Source organism: Cereibacter sediminicola, assembly GCF_007668225.1.
Taxonomy (GTDB): Bacteria; Pseudomonadota; Alphaproteobacteria; order Rhodobacterales; family Rhodobacteraceae; genus Cereibacter_A; species Cereibacter_A azotoformans.
Window position 1 is genome coordinate 146,921 of record NZ_VDEK01000005.1, and the last position, 16,606, is coordinate 163,526.

A 16,606-nucleotide genomic window follows, 5' to 3' on the forward strand; every position below is an offset into this window, starting at 1 on the left:
TCGCATGATACAGGAGGCTTCCATGTGGCCACTCGCGGCCGTCCTTGCCCTTCCGATCCTCGAGATCGCGCTGTTCGTCACCATCGGCGGGGCGATCGGCCTGCTGGCGACGCTGCTCGTCATCTTCGGAACGGCGGCCCTCGGCATCGTCCTGCTGCGCCGGCGGGGGGTCGAGATGCAGGCCGCCCTTCAGATGCCGCGGCGGATGGATCCGCTGGCGCTGATGGCGGACGGGGCCGTCGTGTCGCTGGCGGCGGGCCTGCTGATCCTGCCCGGCTTCTTCACCGATACCCTGGGCCTTCTGCTGCTGATCCCGCCGCTGCGGCGCGCGCTGATCCGCCGGCTCGGCCGCAATGTGCAGGTGCGCACGACCACCTGGCGCGGCCCCATGACGGACGACCGGCCGATCGAGGGCGACTATCACGAGGTGGACCCGGCCCCGCGCGATCCTCTGGCCCCGCCGTCCCGGCCGCCGGGCAATTCCGGCTGGACGCGGCATTGAGGCGCAGCCAACGACCTGATACACCGGCCGGAAATGGCCCGTGACCCAGGGAGAGACACGATGACCGATGCCAACGGAGCGCCCGCCGAGGCGGCACCGCAGATCAGGATGCAGGTGCTCGCGCAGTATGTGCGCGACATGTCGTTCGAGAACATGGTGGCCCAGAAGGGCCTGCAGGGCGGGGACGTGCAGCCCGACATCCAGGTTCAGGTGAGCCTCGACGCCCGCAAGCGGTCGGTCGAACATCAGTATGAGGTCATCACCAAGTTCAAGGTGACCTCGAAGAACAAGTCCGGCGCGGCCGAGACGCTGTTCCTGCTGGAACTCGACTACGGCGGGATCTTCCACGTCGAGAACGTGCCGGAAGAGCAGATGCATCCGTTCCTGCTGATCGAATGCCCGCGCCTGCTGTTCCCCTTCGTGCGCCGCATCATCTCGGACGTGACGCGCGACGGCGGTTTCCCGCCGCTCAACATCGACACGGTCGATTTCCTCGCGCTCTACCGGATGGAGCTGGCCCGCCGCGCCGACGCGCAGAAGGCCGCCCAGCCCGTCCAGTGACGCTCAGACCCGCTTGAGCCAGATCGCGCCGTCGCCCAGCTTTGCCACGAAGGCGGCATGGGCGGCGGCCTCTTCCTCGGTGATCCGCGGCGGCAGGGCCACGGGCCGGGGACGCGGGCGCCATTCGCCCTCGGCGCCGCCCGTGCGCGTGCCCGAGACGGAGGCCAGCCCGAAATCCGGCTGCCGGCCCCCGATCAGTTCCAGATAGACCTCGGCCAGGATCTCGCTGTCGAGCAGCGCCCCGTGCTTTTCGCGCGCCGAATTGTCCACGCCGAACCGGCGGCAGAGCGCGTCGAGCGTCGCGGGCGCGCCGGGGAACCGCTTTCGTGCCAGCGCCAGCGTGTCGAGCGCCCTTTCGAACGGCAGGCGCGGCAGCCCGACCCGCCCCAGCTCGAAGTTCAGGAATTTCATGTCGAAGGCGGCGTTGTGGATCACCAGCCGCGCCTCGCCCACGAACTCGAGGAAGGCCGTGCCGATCTCGGCAAAGACCGGCTTGTCGCGCAGGAACTCGTCGCCAAGCCCGTGGACCTCGAAGGCCTCGTTCGGCATCGGCCGCTCGGGGTTGATATACTGGTGGTAGGTCCGCCCGGTCGGCATGTGGTTGAACAGCTCGACCGCCCCGATCTCGACAATCCGGTGGCCCTCGGAGGGTTCGAAGCCGGTGGTTTCGGTGTCGAGGACGATCTCACGCATGGGCACTCTCGCGGATATGGGCAATCAGCGCCCGGACATAGGCGCGCGCGGCCTCCAGCCCCAGCGTCTCGAGGATGTGGGTGGCGCGGGCGCGCTTCTCGCGGTCGGGCATCTGGCGGGCGAGGATCGCCTCGAGCTGCGCCGAGGTCATGGTGCCCCGCGCGAGCACGCGGGCCCGCTGCAGGGACGGCGGCGCCGTGACAAGGAGCACCGCATCCATCTCGGCCTCCGAGCCCTTTTCGAACAGCAGCGGGATGTCGAGCAGCACGATGTCGGCCTGTGTGCAGGCCAGAAATGCCGACCGGTCGGCCGCGACGGCCGGGTGAACCACCGCTTCGAGCCGGGGCAGGGCCGAGGGGTCCGCCGCGATCCAGTCCCGCAGGGCGCCACGGTCCACCGCGCCCTCCAGCACCGCGGCGGGGCAGAGCGCACCCACCGGCGCGACCAGAGCGCCGCCCTTGGCATAGAGGCGGTGCACGGCGGCATCGGCGTCCCACACCGGCACACCCTCCTCGGCGAAAAGGGCCGCCGTGGTGGACTTGCCCATGCCGATCGAGCCGGTGAGACCAAGGCGGAACGGTCTCATGTCGCCAGCACGGCGGCCCGGGTGTCCTCGTCCACCTCGGGCCGGACACCGAACCACCGCTCGAACCCCGGCGCGGCCTGATGCAGCAGCATCCCGAGCCCGTCCACCGTGCGGCAGCCGGCAGCCTCGGCCTCGGCAAGAAGCCGCGTCCTGAGAGGCGTATAGACGAGATCGGTCACGACGGCCTTCGGGCTCAGCGCATCCAGCGGCACCCGGAAGTCCGGCTTTCCGATCATGCCGAGCGAGGTCGTGTTCACCGCCGTCGTCGCGTCCTCGAGGATGTTGCCCGCCTGAACCCAGTCGAAGACCTGCACCTTGGCCCCGAAGTCCGAGCGCAGCGCATCGGCCCGCGCCCGGCTGCGGTTCGACAGCCGGATCTCGGGCACGCCCACCTCGATCAGGGCCGCGATCACGGCGCGCGCGGCGCCTCCCGCGCCCCAGACCACCGCCGGCCCCGCCTGAGGCTGCCAGCTGGGCGCGTTCTGGCGCAGGTTCGCGGTGAATCCCGCCCCGTCCGTGTTGTCGGCGTGGATCTTGCCGTCCTTGCGGAAGATCAGCGTGTTGGCCGCCCCGATCAGCGCCGCCCGGTCGGTGACGATGTCGGCCAGCGCAATCACCGTTTCCTTGTGCGGGATCGTCACGTTGCAGCCGACGAATCCCATCCGCGGCATCGCGGCCAGCACCTCGCGCAGGTCGGCCTGGGCCACATCCATGGGGATGTAGTGGCCCTTGAGCCCGTAGCGTTTCAGCCAGTAGCCGTGCAGCGCCGGCGAACGGCTGTGGGCGATGGGCGATCCGATCACCCCCGCAAGCGGGATGCGCATGTGTTCCGTCATGTCGGGATGAAGCCTCTTTGACCCAGATAATTCAAGAGCGGCAGCAGCGGCAGGCCGAGGACGGTGAAATAATCGCCCTCGACGGCGGAAAAGAGCCGCACGCCTTCGCCTTCCAGATGGTAGCCGCCGACCGAGTGACGCACGGTCTGCCAGTTGCGGGCGATGTAGTCCTCGAGCCAGCCGTCGGAAAAGTCGCGCATCGTGAGCCGCACCTCGCCGGCATGGCGCCAGACCGGGCGACCCGCCTCGTAGAGGACGACGGCCGAGATGAGCTTGTGGGTCTGGCCCCGAAGTCGGACCAGCTGGGCGCGCAGCGCCTCGGGGTCGGGCGCCTTGCCCCAGACCTCGCGCCGGAAGGCCAGCACCTGATCGCAGCCGAGCACCAGCGCGTCGCGATGCCGCTCGGCCAGCTTCTGCGCCTTCATCTCGGCCAGCGTGTCCGCCACGTCGAGGGGCGAGGCGCCCTCGGCCTCGAGCGCGGCGCGGACGCCCTCCTCGTCGATGCGGGCGGGGATGGCCTCAAGCTCCAGCCCCGCGGCCCGAAGGAGCGCGAGCCGCGTTTCCGAGGCAGAGGCGAGGAGAAGGCGCATGGGGAGGAGGCTGTGGATAGTCTGCTTCTGTTCCTGACGGCGAATCCGGCACAATCCGGGCTGTCGGCGACCGTTCGTCCGTCAAGATCCCATCTTATCGGGCAAAGAGCCACAGTTGTCCACTTCTGGAAGAAGCGTCACGGCGTCGGTGGACGACTCCTCCCTCCCAAGGGACGGGACAGAAGCGGCGAAAATAATCCACAGGCCCGATTCTTTGCAACCTAATGAAAATGAACGTGTTCCACGGGCGACGAAAATTCTCTCCACATTGATACACACCGTTGCCCCCAGTAGGGTGTCTGTGGACAAGTGGCGGGGCAAAGCGGCAAATCCAGTTATCCCTGCGCCCTACTGCATCATTCCCTTTCATTCTTTCTTTTCTTATGCAGATGCCCAACCGCTTCGAGGAGATCACGATGGGCACGTTCCTGGCCGACTACTACCTGTGGACCAAGTCGCTTCACGTGATCTCGGTGCTGGCCTGGATGGCGGGGCTGTTCTACCTGCCGCGCCTCTTCGTCTATCACGCGGAGGTCGTGAAAACCGGGACCGAGGCCGACACGCTCTTCCAGACGATGGAGCGGCGGCTTCTGCGGGCGATCATGAACCCCGCGATGGTCGCGACCTGGTTTTTCGGCCTCGCGCTCGTCTTCACGCCGGGGATCGTGGACTGGTCGATGCTCTGGCCCTGGACGAAGGCCGCATCCGTCATCGCCATGACGGCCTTCCACATGTGGCTGGCGGCCCGCCGCAAGGACTTTGCGGCCGGGACGAACAGCCGGGCAGGGCGCACCTACCGCATGATGAACGAGCTGCCGACGCTTCTCATGCTGGTGATCGTGTTCTCGGCCGTCGCCAAATGGAACTTCTGGGGCCTCTGAGCCGCAGGCCAAGGCGATTGACTCGCGGCGCTGCAGCGCCTATGTGCGGCCTTGCAGGGCCGTCCGGCCCATTGCATCTCCCAGTCCTGACCGAAGCGCCCCATCCGTGCGGTGGGCCCTCCATGAACGGCAGATCGCCATGACCGAACGTCTCAACCTCGCGGACCTGAAGGCCAAGACCCCGGCCGACCTGCTGGCCATGGCCGAGGAATGGGAGATCGAGAACGCACCTTCCATGCGCAAGGGCAAGATGATGTTCTCGATCCTGAAGGAGCATGCCGAGGAAGGCTACGAGATCGGCGGCGACGGGGTGCTCGAGGTGCTGCAGGACGGCTTCGGCTTCCTGCGTTCGCCCGAGGCGAACTACCTGCCGGGCCCGGACGACATCTACGTCTCGCCGGAGATCCTGCGCCAGTTCTCGCTGCGCACCGGCGATACCGTCGAGGGCGTGATCGTCGCTCCGCGCGAGAACGAACGCTATTTCAGCCTGACGCGGGTGACGCGGATCAACTTCGACGATCCCGAGCGTGCCCGCCACAAGGTGCATTTCGACAACCTCACGCCGCTCTATCCCGACGAGCGGCTGAAGATGGAAGTGGACGATCCGACGATCAAGGACCGCTCGGCCCGGATCATTGATCTGGTGGCGCCGATCGGGAAGGGGCAGCGCGGCCTGATCGTGGCGCCTCCGCGGACCGGCAAGACGGTGCTGCTGCAGAACATCGCCCATTCGATCGCGACCAACCACCCCGAGTGCTACCTGATCGTGCTGCTGATCGACGAGCGGCCCGAGGAAGTCACGGACATGCAGCGCTCGGTGAAAGGGGAGGTTGTCTCCTCGACATTCGATGAGCCGGCGACGCGGCACGTCGCGGTGGCGGAGATGGTGATCGAGAAGGCGAAGCGGCTGGTCGAGCACAAGCGCGATGTGGTGATCCTGCTCGACTCGATCACCCGTCTGGGGCGCGCCTTCAACACCGTGGTGCCCTCGGCGGGCAAGGTGCTGACCGGTGGCGTCGATGCGAACGCCCTGCAGCGTCCGAAAAGGTTTTTCGGTGCGGCGCGGAACATCGAGGAAGGCGGGTCGCTGACCATCATCGCGACCGCCCTGATCGACACCGGCAGCCGGATGGACGAGGTGATCTTCGAAGAGTTCAAGGGCACCGGCAACTCCGAGATCGTGCTGGACCGCAAGGTTGCCGACAAGCGGGTCTTCCCGGCGATGGACATCCTCAAGTCCGGCACGCGGAAAGAGGATCTGCTGGTGGACAAGTCGGACCTGCAGAAGACCTACGTCCTGCGCCGCATCCTGAACCCGATGGGCACCACCGATGCGATCGAATTCCTGATCTCGAAGCTGCGGCAAACCAAGAGCAACGCCGAGTTCTTCGACTCGATGAACACCTGACAGACCCGGATCACGGGACACCGGAATGGACACGATCTACGCCTTGGCCAGCGCACGCGGCAAGGCCGGGGTGGCGGTATTGCGCCTTTCCGGGCCGCAGGCGCATGAGGCGGTGGCTGCCTTCGGAGTGTCGTTGCCGGAAGTGCGACGCGCGGCGCTGCGGCGCCTGACCTGGAACGGCGAGGTCCTCGACGAGGCTCTGATCCTGTTGTTTGCAGAAGGGGCCAGCTTTACAGGCGAACGTTCGGCCGAGATACACCTTCATGGCAGCGCGGCTGCGGTCTCGTCGGTCCTTCGGGCCCTCTCGGAACAGCCGGGATTGCGGCTGGCCGACGCCGGCGAGTTCACGCGGCGGGCGCTCGACAATGGGCGGCTGGATCTGGCACAGGTGGAGGGGCTTGCAGACCTGCTCGATTCCGAAACCGAAGCCCAGCGGCGGCAGGCGATGCGGATTTTCTCTGGCGCCATCGGCAAGCGCACGGAACGCTGGCGGACGGATCTGATCCGCGCGGCCGCGCTGCTGGAGGCGACGATCGACTTCGCCGATGAGGATGTTCCGGTTGATGTGACGCCCGAAGTGCTTGGCCTTCTGGAGCGCCTGATGTCGGATCTGAAGAGGGAAGTGGATGGCTCCCGCGTCGCCGAACGGATTCGCGATGGATTTGAAGTTGCCATCATTGGCGCCCCGAACGCAGGCAAGTCTACGCTTCTGAATGCGCTGGCGCAGCGCGAGGCCGCCATCACATCCGAAGTTGCCGGCACGACGCGCGATGTCATCGAGGTGCGGATGAACCTGGGCGGACTCGCCGTGACCTTGCTGGACACGGCAGGTCTGCGCGAGACTCAGGATCCGGTGGAAGCCCTGGGAATCGATCGGGCGCTGACGCGGGCTCGGACGGCCGACCTGCGGATCTTCTTGCTGGATCAGACTGGACCCGTTGTCGGGCTCGAGCCAGAGGCCGACGATCTGGTCGTGCAGGGGAAGGCGGACATGCGCCCGACGCACGGCCTCAGCGTGTCCGGCCTGACCGGCGACGGTATCCAGGAACTGGTGGAGGCGCTGCAGGATCGGCTTCTCGCTCGGACCGCCGGTGCCGGAAGTTTTACCCGCGAGCGGCATCGTCTTGCCATGGGGCGCGCGATCGGGGCTATGGAATCGGCGTATGTTCAGCTAATGCAGGGCGTGCCGCATACGGAACTCGCGGCGGAGGATCTGCGGCTGGCCTTGAGGGCGCTGGATTCTCTCGTGGGTCGGGTGGATGTGGAGGCCTTGCTGGGCGAGATCTTCTCCAGCTTCTGCATTGGGAAATGAGCATGTTTCACGTGAAACAGTTCGACGTGATTGTCATTGGGGGCGGGCATGCGGGCTGCGAAGCGGCCGCTGCGGCGGCACGGATGGGCGTGCGTGCCGCGTTGGTGACGCTGCGCCGCTCGGATCTCGGCGTGATGTCGTGCAATCCTGCGATTGGTGGCTTGGGAAAGGGACATCTTGTGCGTGAGATCGACGCGCTGGATGGTCTGATGGGGCAGGCGGCCGATGCCGCAGGGATCCAGTTCCGGCTCTTGAATCGCAAGAAGGGTCCGGCGGTTCAGGGCCCGCGGGCTCAGGCCGATCGCCGTCTTTACCGCGCAGCGATCCAGAAATTTCTCTTGGAACAACCTGGTCTTGATATCGTCGAGGGCGAGGTCGTCGATCTGGTTCTGGATCAGGGGAGGGCGACCGGCGTCGTTTTGGCAGACGGCACGCGTCTTGATGCCGAGGCCGTCGTTCTGACCTCTGGGACCTTCTTGAACGGCACCATTCACATCGGGCACGACAGGCGGCCGGGCGGGCGGATGGGAGATCGGCCCTCGGTTCGGCTTGCGCAACGGCTGATGGATCTGAACCTGGCTCGCGGTCGGCTCAAGACCGGGACGCCGCCGCGGCTTGATGGCCGGACGATCGATTGGTCCCGGCTGGAGATGCAACCGGGTGACTCGGATCCGGTGATGTTCTCCTTTTTGAACCGCGCTCCGGTGGCTCGACAGATTTCGTGCGGGATCACCAGCACCAACGAGCGGACGCACGAGATTGTCCGGCACAATCTGCAGCAGTCCGCTATGTACGGCGGGCACATCGAGGGGGTCGGGCCGCGGTATTGCCCTTCGATCGAGGACAAGATCGTTCGCTTCGCGGACAAGACGGGGCATCAGGTGTTCCTGGAGCCCGAAGGGCTCGACGATCACACGGTCTATCCGAACGGCATTTCCACCTCGCTTCCTGTGGAGGTGCAGGAAAGTTATGTCCGCACCATTGCTGGTCTGGAGGAGGTCACGATCCTTCAACCCGGCTATGCGATCGAATACGACTATTTTGATCCGCGCGAGCTTCTTCCGACGCTGGAAGTGAAATCCGTGTCCGGTCTGTATTTCGCCGGCCAGCTCAACGGCACGACCGGTTATGAAGAGGCTGCCGCGCAAGGCATGGCGGCGGGATTGAATGCTGCCTTGGCCGTGCTGGGGAGGGAGCCGCTGCATTTCAGCCGCTCTGACAGTTACATCGGCGTCATGATCGATGATCTGACCAGCCGGGGCGTGACAGAGCCATACCGCATGTTCACCTCGCGCGCGGAGTTCCGGCTCACGCTTCGCGCGGACAATGCGGATCAGCGCCTCACCCAGACGGGTATCGACCTCGGTTGTGTGGGTCAGGTCCGACGAGACGCGTTCCTGACAAAGATGGACGCGCTCACTCGGGGGCGGACCGTGCTGCAACAGACCACGCTGACTCCGACGGATCTGGCACGTCTGGAGATCAGGATCAGTCAAGACGGCACGCGCAGATCGGCTTACGATGTCATGGCATTCGGCGAGGAGGCGGCGTCGGCGGTCGAGCGGGCCATTCCCGAACTTGCGCGGCTTCCGTACGACATTCGTCAACAACTGGCGAGAGACGCACTGTACGCGCAATTTATTGCACGACAGGAACTGGAAGCCCAGTCGCTCAGGCGCGACGAGATGGTCCGCATTCCCTCTGATTTCGATTACGGCTCTCTCTCCGGCCTGTCCCATGAATTGACGGCAAAGCTGCTCCGCGCTCGGCCGGCCACCATCGCTCAGGCGGCTCGCCTGGAGGGGATGACACCTTCCGCGCTGATGCTTATCCTTTCGCGCCTCCGCCGGACCAACAGGAGCACCGCCGCAGGATGACGGAGGATGACTGCAAGGTTGCCGAATCGCTGGATGTTTCACGTGAAACACTGGGAAAGCTCGAGCGGTATGTGGATCTTATTCGCAAGTGGAACAGCGCGATCAACTTGATCGGCAGGTCGACTGATGGGCAAATCTGGATAAGGCACATCCAGGATTCGGCGCAGCTTTGGCATCTCCGTCCGGCAACCTTCGGGACGTGGCTCGACCTCGGAAGCGGGGGCGGGTTCCCCGGAATCGTGGTAGCCTTAATAGCCGCCGAAAAGGCACCGGAGTCGCGATTCGTTCTTGTCGAATCGGATCAGCGCAAGGCGACGTTTCTCCGCACCGCGGCCCGCGCGCTCGACCTCAGCGTAGCCGTCCCACGCGGCGCGCGTGGAGCAGCTGCCACCCCAGCGGGCGGACGTCATCAGTGCCCGCGCGCTTGCACCTCTGACGGACCTTTGCGCGCTCGCAGCGCCTCATCTTGCGCCAGAGGGCATGTGCCTCTTCCCGAAGGGCGCCAACTACGCGTCCGAGATTGCGGCGGCGCGCCTTTCGTGGAACATGGAGCCAGAGATTCACCCGAGCGTCACCGATCCCAGCGCTGTCATCCTGAAGTTGAAGGCCTTGGCTCATGTCTGAGACGATCCGCCCCGCAAAGCCGCGCATCATGGCGATTGCCAACCAGAAGGGGGGGGTCGGCAAGACCACAACCGCGATCAATCTCGCCGCGGGACTCGCCGAGCTGGGTGCGCGGATTCTGGTCGTGGATCTCGACCCTCAGGGCAATGCCTCTACCGGGCTTGGCATAGATGTCGGCAGCCGGCTGAAGACCAGCTATGATCTGCTCCTTGACAAGCCGGATCTGGCCGAGGTCATTCAGCCGACGCGGGTCGAGACGCTTTTCATCTGCCCTGCCAATGCGGATCTCGCCTCCGCGGACATCGAGCTTGCGGCAAACGAGAAGCGAAGCCAGCTTCTCCGCGAGGCGCTGAGGCAGCCGGCGATGGAGACGTTCGGCTTCGATTACATCCTGATCGATTGTCCGCCGTCCCTGAGCCTGCTGACGGTGAACGCCCTGATTGCCTGCGACTCGGTCCTCGTGCCTCTGCAGAGCGAGTTCTTTGCCCTCGAAGGTCTGTCGCAACTCATGCTGACGATTCGCGAGGTGCGCAGCACCGCAAATCCGGCGTTGAAGATCGAGGGCGTGCTTCTCACGATGTATGACAAGCGCAACAATCTCTCACAACTTGTAGAGGGAGACGCGCGGCAGAACCTGGGGGATCTGGTGTTTCGCACCATGATCCCGCGGAATGTGCGGGTCAGCGAGGCCCCGTCCTATGCGCTTCCGGTGCTTGCCTACGATCCGGCATCGAAGGGCAGTGAGGCTTACCGGGCACTGACACGCGAGATCGCGGCCCGGCACAAGTTTGCGGCCCAACAGGAACCCGCGTAGGAATGGAGAGAAAGATGGAACGTCGGGGGCTCGGCCGCGGCCTTTCCGCCTTGATGGCAGACATTCAGGTAGAGGTGGATGCAGGGCAGGGCGCCGGACGTCGCGCGGACCTTCTGGTGCCTGTCGAGAAGCTGGTTCCCAACCCGAACCAGCCCCGTCGGGATTTCGGCCCCGAGGCGCTGGAGGATCTGGCGGCATCGATCCGGCAGAAGGGCGTCATCCAGCCGCTGATCGTCCGGGCGATCCCCGGCTCCGACCGTTACGAGATCGTGGCGGGTGAGCGGCGCTGGCGCGCGTCGCAGCTTGCGCAGGTGCATGAGCTGCCCGTCATCGTGCGCGAGTTCGACGACACCGAGGTTCTTGAGGTCGCGATCATCGAGAACATCCAGCGCGCGGATCTCAACGCCATCGAAGAGGCCATGGGCTACCGTCAGCTGATGGATCGCTTTGGCCACACGCAGGAAAAGCTGGCCGAGGCCCTATCCAAAAGCCGCTCCCACATTGCCAACCTGTTGAGATTGCTGCAACTTCCGGACGATGTCCAGGCTTGGCTGCGTGAGGGGAAGCTGACGGCGGGCCATGCGCGCGCCCTGATCACAACGCCGAACGCCTCGGATCTGGCGCGTCAGGTGATTTCACGCAACCTGTCGGTCCGCGACACCGAGCGGCTCGCCCGTGGCGCGTCCGACAAGCGGAAGCCGAGCGCCCAACGCGGTGGGCGCGACAAGGATGCGGACACGCGGGCTCTGGAGGCGGATCTTTCGGCCAATCTCAAGATGTCGGTCACGATCGATCATGAGCCCGGTGGAGAGAGCGGTCGTCTGACGATCCGCTACAATACGCTCGACGATCTGGATACGCTCTGCCGCACTCTCTCGGTCATGCCGAGGGACGGGTCCATATGAAGATGCTGGTGGCGCACAGCACGGCCGCCTGAACGGCGAGGATGGCCGGTCGCAGCTCCATCCCGACCGAGAAGCCGAAGACGGCCAGCATCGACAGGGTGGCCATCCGCTTCCCCTTGATCGAGATGGCGCCCGAACGTTGCCAATCCTGAATCGGCGGCCCCAGGACGGGGTGGGTGACTAGCCAGTCATGCAGCCGCTCGGACGAGCGGGCGAAGCAGAAGGCCGCCAGCAGCAGGAACGGGACGGTCGGAAGCAGCGGCAGGAAGATGCCGAGCGTTCCGAGCCCCAGCGACGTGAGACCGGCCGAGACCCACAGCAGCCGCATGTCACTCACCCGCCAATGAGGCGATGACGGAGTTCAGGACCATGCGGCCCCGGGTGGTTGCGCGCAGCCGCGCGCCGTCTGTCTCGATCATGCCCATCTCCTGCAGGTCGGTGACCCGCCGCTCGTCCAGTGGTCGCCCGGCCAGCGCGGCATGACGCTCGCTGTCCAAGCCCTCGCGCAATCGCAGCGCCATCATCAGATATTCCAGCGCATGGTCCTCGCGGTCCAGCCTTACGCGCGGCAGCTCGCCGTTTCCCTCGCGTTCGACACGTTCCAGCCATCCGCCGGGCGCTTTTGGTGCCTCCGTTGCCCAGCGGCCGGTCGCCAGACTGACGCGACCATGAGCGCCGGGGCCGGCTCCGACATAATCGCCGCCCCGCCAGTAGATCAGATTGTGCCGTGATTCGGCGCCTGGTTGTGCGTGGTTCGAGATTTCGTAGGCGGGCAGGCCGGCCGCGTCGCACAGATCCTGCGTCAGCCCATACATGTCGGCCGACAGTTCCTCTTCCGGCAGGCCCCTCAGCGTGCCGCGCCTGAACCGCTCGCCAAAGGCCGTGCCGTCCTCGATCGTGAGTTGATACATCGACAGGTGATCCGCCGCCATGGCCAGCGCCTCCGACAGTTCCTGCCGCCAATCCGCGAGCGACTGGTCCTGCCGGGCATAGATCAGATCGAAGCTCACCCGGTCGAAGGTCGTGCGCGCCACATCAAAGGCGGCGCGCGCCTCGGCGACCGTATGCAGCCGCCCGAGCCGGCGGAGGTCAGCGTCGTTCAACGCCTGTATCCCCATCGAGATCCGGTTGACGCCGGCGTCGCGGAAGCCGCGGAAGCGGCCAGCCTCGACCGATCCGGGGTTGGCCTCGAGGGTCACTTCCAGATCATTGGCAAGCGGCCAGGTGGCCCGCACTGTCTCGAGGATGGCGGCCACCAGTTCGGGCTCCATCAGCGAGGGCGTGCCGCCGCCGAAGAAGACCGAGTTCAGCACCCGTCCTTCGGTCTCGGTGCCCAGACGGCGGATCTCGGACAGATAGGCCCGTTGCCAGCGGCTCTGGTCGATGGTGGCCGCGACATGGGAATTGAAATCGCAGTAGGGGCACTTCGACTGACAGAACGGCCAGTGCAGGTAAAGCCCGAAGCCGCCGTTCCGCCAGTCGTCCATCGCTACCCCTTGAAGGCCGTCACCTCGATCTCGACCAGCATCTCGGGGCGGATCAGCCCGGCGATGACCATGGTCGCGGCCGGACGGATCTCGCCCAGCACGTCCCCCAGAACGGGGGCCAGCGCCTCGATCAGCGCCGCGTCGGTGACGGTATACTGCACCCGCACGATGTCGGCCATCGCGAAACCGGCCTCATCAAGAACCCGTGCGATGGTTCCAAGGCAGTTCCGGGCCTGCTCGGCCACGCCCTCGGCCATGGTCATGGTGGCATAGTCATAGCCCGTCGTGCCCGCGACGAAGCACCAGTTGCCCTTCACCACGGCGCGGGAATAGCCCATCGCGGTCTCGAACGGCGACCCGCTGGAGATGCGCTTCACTGGAAGCACCCCGCCATCAGGCTGCGGAAGGCGCGGGCGCGGTGGCTGATCTGGTTCTTCTCCCAGCGGTCCATTTCGCCAAAGGTCAGATCGCTGCCGTCGGGCTGGAAGATCGGATCGTAGCCGTGGCCCTGATCGCCGCGCATCGGCCAGACGACCTGTCCGGGCATCACACCCTCGAACACCTCGTCATGCCCGTCGGGCCAGGCCAGAACCAGCGTGCAACGGAACTGCGCCTTGCGCGGGCAGGGGGCGTTGGCCGCCTCGAGCTTCGCCCATGTGTCGGTCATCGCCTTGACGAAATCGCGGCCCGTGGGCGTCATGGCCCAGTCGGCCGTATAGACGCCCGGCGCCCCGTCGAGCGCGTCGATGGTGATGCCGGAATCGTCGGCCAGCGCCACCATGCTGGCCGCCTTCGCCGCGGCATGGGCCTTGATGCGGGCGTTGCCCACAAAGGTGGTCTCGGTCTCCTCTGGCTCGGGCAGGCCCAGTTCACCCGCCGAGACGACCGTGATGCCGAGGGGCTCGAAGAGATGCTGGATCTCCTCGAGCTTGCCCTTGTTGTGGGTGGCGACCAGCAGCCGGTCGCCCGAGAACGTCCGCGTCATCCGAGCGCCGCCTTCTGCGCCGCCACAAGCTCTCCGATGCCCGCTTCGGCCAGGTCGAGCAGCTGGCCCATCTCGTCCCGCGAGAAGCTCGCGCCCTCGGCCGACATCTGCACCTCGATCAGGCGCTGGCGGCCGGTCAGGACAAAGTTGCCATCGGTGCCGGCGGTGGAATCCTCGGCGTAGTCGAGGTCAAGGACCGGCTGTCCGGCGTAGATCCCGCAAGAGACGGCCGCGACGTGATCCACGATCGGGTCCGAGACCACGATCCCGGCCTTCAGGAGTTTGTTGACCGCCAGCCGCAGCGCGACCCAGCCGCCGGTGATCGAGGCGCAGCGCGTGCCGCCATCGGCCTGCAGCACGTCGCAGTCGATCACGATCTGCCGCTCACCCAGCGCCGAGCGGTCTACACCCGCGCGCAGCGCGCGCCCGATCAGGCGCTGGATCTCCTGCGTGCGGCCGCTCTGCTTGCCCGAGGCGGCTTCGCGGCGGTTGCGCGAGGTGGTGGCGCGCGGCAGCATCCCGTATTCGGCCGTCACCCAGCCGAGGCCCGTGTTCTTCAGGAACGGCGGCGGCTTGTCCTCGATCGAAGCCGAGCACAGCACATGCGTGTCGCCCATGCGGATCAGGCAGGAGCCCTCGGCATGTTTCATCACGTTGGGCTCGATGGACACCGACCGCATCTGGTCGAGCTTTCTGCCGGAAGGACGCATGGGAAACCTCATGTCTGGAACGGCGCCAGATAGGCCGCCCGCGCGCGCAGATGCAACCCTTAGTGAAGGCCAGCCCGATTGACGGGCGCCAAGCCGCCTCGCTAAAGTCGGCAGTCGCTTGAAGGCTGGGTGATGACTCAAGGCAGCAAGATGCTATCCGAGATGAATGACCGCTCGCGCGAGGTGTTCCGGCGGGTTGTCGAGGGCTATCTCGCCTCGGGCGATCCGGTAGGATCGCGGACCCTCACGCGCCACATGACCGAGAAGGTCAGTGCGGCCACCATCCGCAACGTGATGCAGGATCTGGAATATCTGGGCCTGCTGGACAGCCCGCATGTCTCGGCGGGGCGGATCCCGACGCAGCTGGGCCTGCGGATGTTCGTGGACGGGCTGCTCGAGGTCGGCACCGTCTCGGAGGAGGACCGCGAGCGGATCGACGCCACGATGGGCGGGAACGAGCATGACGTGGTGTCGCTGCTCGACCGGGTGGGAGCGACGCTCTCCTCGATCACTCACGGCGCCAGCCTCGTCCTGTCGCCCAAGCACGAGGCGCCGATCCGCCATATCGAGTTCGTGAGCCTCGGGGCCGACCGGGCGCTGGTGGTGCTGGTCTTCGCCGACGGCCATGTCGAGAACCGGGTCTTCCGCCCGCCGCCGGGTCAGACCGCTTCTTCGATGCGCGAGGCGGCGAATTTCCTCAACGCTCTGGTCGAGGGCCGGACGCTGGCCGACATGCGCCAGACCATCGGTCAGGAGATTTCCCGGCGCCGGCGGGAGATCGACGCGCTGGCGCATGATCTGGTCCAGAGTGGCCTTGCCGTGTGGGAGAACCCGGGCGAGCAGTCCGAGCGCCTGATCGTGCGCGGGCGCGCCAACCTCCTGGAGGGATCGACCGAGGCGGCCGATTTCGAGCGGATCCGAACGCTCTTCGACGATCTGGAGCGCAAGCGCGACATCGCCGAGTTCCTCGAACTGGCCGAGGCGGGCGAGGGGGTGCGCATTTTCATCGGCTCGGAAAACAAGCTTTTCTCACTTTCGGGTTCCTCTCTGGTGGTCTCTCCCTATATGAACGCGGATCGAAAGATCATCGGCGCCATTGGCGTGATCGGCCCGACGCGGCTCAACTACGGGCGCATCGTGCCGATCGTCGATTACACGGCGCAGCTGGTGGGTCGGCTGGTGTCCGACCGCGGCAAGGGATGACGAGCATGACGAACGCAAGGAAAGACGAGATGGCCGAGGACCAGGCACCCCGGGACGAGAGTGTGGATGCGCCGGAACTGGCGGAGGCGCCCGAGATCGACGAGCTCGAGGTGCTGCGCACCGAGCGCGACGAGCTGCGCGACCGCTTCATGCGCGCGCTGGCCGATGCCGAGAACAGCCGCAAGCGGGCCGACCGCGACCGGCGCGAGGCCGAGCAATATGGCGGCACGCGCCTCGCGCGCGACCTGTTGCCGGTCTATGACAACCTGAGCCGCGCGCTCGAGGTGGCCGGAGACGAGCAGCGGGCCGCCGCCGCGGCGCTGATCGAGGGCGTGGAACTCACGCTTCGCGAGCTGCGCAACGTGATGAACAAGCATGGCGTGCGGCCGATCACGCCGCAGGTCGGCGACACGTTCGACCCGCAGCAGCATCAGGCGATGTTCGAGGCGCCCGTCCCGGGCACGAAGGCGGGGCAGATCATCCAGGTGATGACCGAAGGCTTCATGATCCATGACCGCCTTCTGCGCCCGGCGCAGGTGGGCGTTTCGTCGAACACCGGCGCCTGAGCGGGGCCGACGTCGGAGGGGGGCTGCGCGCCCCCCGCCCGACCCGTCGGGTCGGGCCCCCCGCGG

General features: G+C 66.1%; 19 protein-coding genes and 1 pseudogene. 11 read left to right on the plus strand and 9 right to left on the minus strand.

The genetic code is table 11. The features are described from left to right. Window positions 1–22: 22 nt before the first annotated feature. Together FG154_RS05705 and secB are read left to right on the plus strand one after the other, a co-directional pair. Window positions 23–502, plus strand: coding sequence for an FxsA family protein (locus tag FG154_RS05705; RefSeq protein WP_145105179.1), 480 nt, complete (start codon window positions 23–25; stop codon window positions 500–502). Window positions 503–562: 60 nt separating this feature from the next. Beyond that, window positions 563–1,063, plus strand: a complete 501-nt coding sequence (secB, locus tag FG154_RS05710; protein ID WP_145105182.1) for a protein-export chaperone SecB — start codon at window positions 563–565, stop codon at window positions 1,061–1,063. A 3-nt stretch (window positions 1,064–1,066) separates the two neighbouring features. Here the strand turns inward: secB and dnaQ are convergent, their stop codons facing one another. Genes dnaQ through FG154_RS05730 form a run of 4 tightly spaced genes read right to left on the minus strand, consistent with a single transcriptional unit; the run spans window position 1,067 to window position 3,768 of the window. After that, entirely contained in the window at window positions 1,067–1,756 is a 690-nt protein-coding gene (gene dnaQ / locus FG154_RS05715) for a DNA polymerase III subunit epsilon (protein WP_145105185.1), read from the minus strand. Further along, window positions 1,749–2,342, minus strand: a complete 594-nt coding sequence (coaE, locus tag FG154_RS05720; protein WP_145105188.1) for a dephospho-CoA kinase — start codon at window positions 2,340–2,342, stop codon at window positions 1,749–1,751. The genes dnaQ and coaE overlap by 8 nt, the downstream gene beginning before the upstream one ends. Continuing rightward, a complete protein-coding gene (locus FG154_RS05725) occupies window positions 2,339–3,178 on the minus strand; it encodes a shikimate dehydrogenase (RefSeq protein WP_145105191.1) in 840 nt (279 codons plus the stop codon). The genes coaE and FG154_RS05725 overlap by 4 nt, the downstream gene beginning before the upstream one ends. Next, on the minus strand, window positions 3,175–3,768 hold the full coding sequence (locus FG154_RS05730) for a Maf family protein (RefSeq protein WP_145105194.1): 594 nt from the start codon (window positions 3,766–3,768) through the stop codon (window positions 3,175–3,177). The genes FG154_RS05725 and FG154_RS05730 overlap by 4 nt, the downstream gene beginning before the upstream one ends. A gap of 383 nt (window positions 3,769–4,151) precedes the next feature. On the opposite strand from FG154_RS05730, the gene hemJ reads away from it, so the two are divergent. From hemJ to FG154_RS05765, 7 genes and pseudogenes are all read left to right on the plus strand, one after another. Next, window positions 4,152–4,649 carry a protoporphyrinogen oxidase HemJ gene (gene hemJ, locus FG154_RS05735; RefSeq protein ID WP_186312292.1) on the plus strand — a complete coding sequence of 166 codons (498 nt, stop codon included), beginning with the start codon at window positions 4,152–4,154 and terminating at the stop codon, window positions 4,647–4,649. 139 nt (window positions 4,650–4,788) lie between these two features. Next, complete coding sequence (gene rho / locus FG154_RS05740; RefSeq protein ID WP_145105199.1) at window positions 4,789–6,057, plus strand: transcription termination factor Rho; 1,269 nt, start codon at window positions 4,789–4,791, stop codon at window positions 6,055–6,057. Between the two features lie 25 nt (window positions 6,058–6,082). Next, complete coding sequence (gene mnmE / locus FG154_RS05745) at window positions 6,083–7,369, plus strand: tRNA uridine-5-carboxymethylaminomethyl(34) synthesis GTPase MnmE (RefSeq protein WP_145105202.1); 1,287 nt, start codon at window positions 6,083–6,085, stop codon at window positions 7,367–7,369. Window positions 7,370–7,380: 11 nt separating this feature from the next. After that, window positions 7,381–9,246, plus strand: coding sequence for a tRNA uridine-5-carboxymethylaminomethyl(34) synthesis enzyme MnmG (mnmG, locus tag FG154_RS05750; RefSeq protein WP_186312298.1), 1,866 nt, complete (start codon window positions 7,381–7,383; stop codon window positions 9,244–9,246). Beyond that, window positions 9,243–9,870: pseudogene (rsmG, locus tag FG154_RS05755) on the plus strand (16S rRNA (guanine(527)-N(7))-methyltransferase RsmG). Before mnmG ends, rsmG begins: the two are co-directional and overlap by 4 nt. Then, window positions 9,863–10,684: a ParA family protein gene (locus FG154_RS05760; protein WP_011909612.1), complete on the plus strand. Its 822-nt coding sequence runs from the start codon at window positions 9,863–9,865 to the stop codon at window positions 10,682–10,684. Before rsmG ends, FG154_RS05760 begins: the two are co-directional and overlap by 8 nt. A 2-nt stretch (window positions 10,685–10,686) precedes the next feature. After that, window positions 10,687–11,589 (plus strand): ParB/RepB/Spo0J family partition protein, encoded by a 903-nt coding sequence (locus tag FG154_RS05765; RefSeq protein WP_186312293.1) that lies wholly within the window; start codon window positions 10,687–10,689, stop codon window positions 11,587–11,589. Here FG154_RS05765 and FG154_RS05770 read toward each other — a convergent pair. The 5 genes from FG154_RS05770 to rph are packed head-to-tail and all read right to left on the minus strand — an operon-like array spanning window position 11,564 to window position 14,771. Then, entirely contained in the window at window positions 11,564–11,917 is a 354-nt protein-coding gene (locus tag FG154_RS05770) for a YbaN family protein (protein WP_145105210.1), read from the minus strand. The two genes, FG154_RS05765 and FG154_RS05770, sit on opposite strands and share 26 nt — an antisense overlap. Window position 11,918: 1 nt before the next feature. Next, on the minus strand, window positions 11,919–13,076 hold the full coding sequence (hemW, locus tag FG154_RS05775) for a radical SAM family heme chaperone HemW (protein WP_145105213.1): 1,158 nt from the start codon (window positions 13,074–13,076) through the stop codon (window positions 11,919–11,921). A gap of 2 nt (window positions 13,077–13,078) precedes the next feature. Further along, window positions 13,079–13,453, minus strand: coding sequence for a RidA family protein (locus FG154_RS05780; RefSeq protein WP_145105216.1), 375 nt, complete (start codon window positions 13,451–13,453; stop codon window positions 13,079–13,081). Continuing rightward, complete coding sequence (rdgB, locus tag FG154_RS05785; RefSeq protein ID WP_145105219.1) at window positions 13,450–14,061, minus strand: RdgB/HAM1 family non-canonical purine NTP pyrophosphatase; 612 nt, start codon at window positions 14,059–14,061, stop codon at window positions 13,450–13,452. The genes FG154_RS05780 and rdgB overlap by 4 nt, the downstream gene beginning before the upstream one ends. Further along, entirely contained in the window at window positions 14,058–14,771 is a 714-nt protein-coding gene (rph, locus tag FG154_RS05790; protein ID WP_186312294.1) for a ribonuclease PH, read from the minus strand. The genes rdgB and rph overlap by 4 nt, the downstream gene beginning before the upstream one ends. A gap of 132 nt (window positions 14,772–14,903) precedes the next feature. Here rph and hrcA point away from each other — a divergent pair, with 132 nt between their 5' ends. Together hrcA and FG154_RS05800 are read left to right on the plus strand one after the other, a co-directional pair. After that, window positions 14,904–15,974 carry a heat-inducible transcriptional repressor HrcA gene (gene hrcA / locus FG154_RS05795; protein ID WP_145105225.1) on the plus strand — a complete coding sequence of 357 codons (1,071 nt, stop codon included), beginning with the start codon at window positions 14,904–14,906 and terminating at the stop codon, window positions 15,972–15,974. A 5-nt stretch (window positions 15,975–15,979) separates the two neighbouring features. Continuing rightward, complete coding sequence (locus FG154_RS05800; protein ID WP_186312295.1) at window positions 15,980–16,540, plus strand: nucleotide exchange factor GrpE; 561 nt, start codon at window positions 15,980–15,982, stop codon at window positions 16,538–16,540. Window positions 16,541–16,606 lie beyond the last annotated feature (66 nt).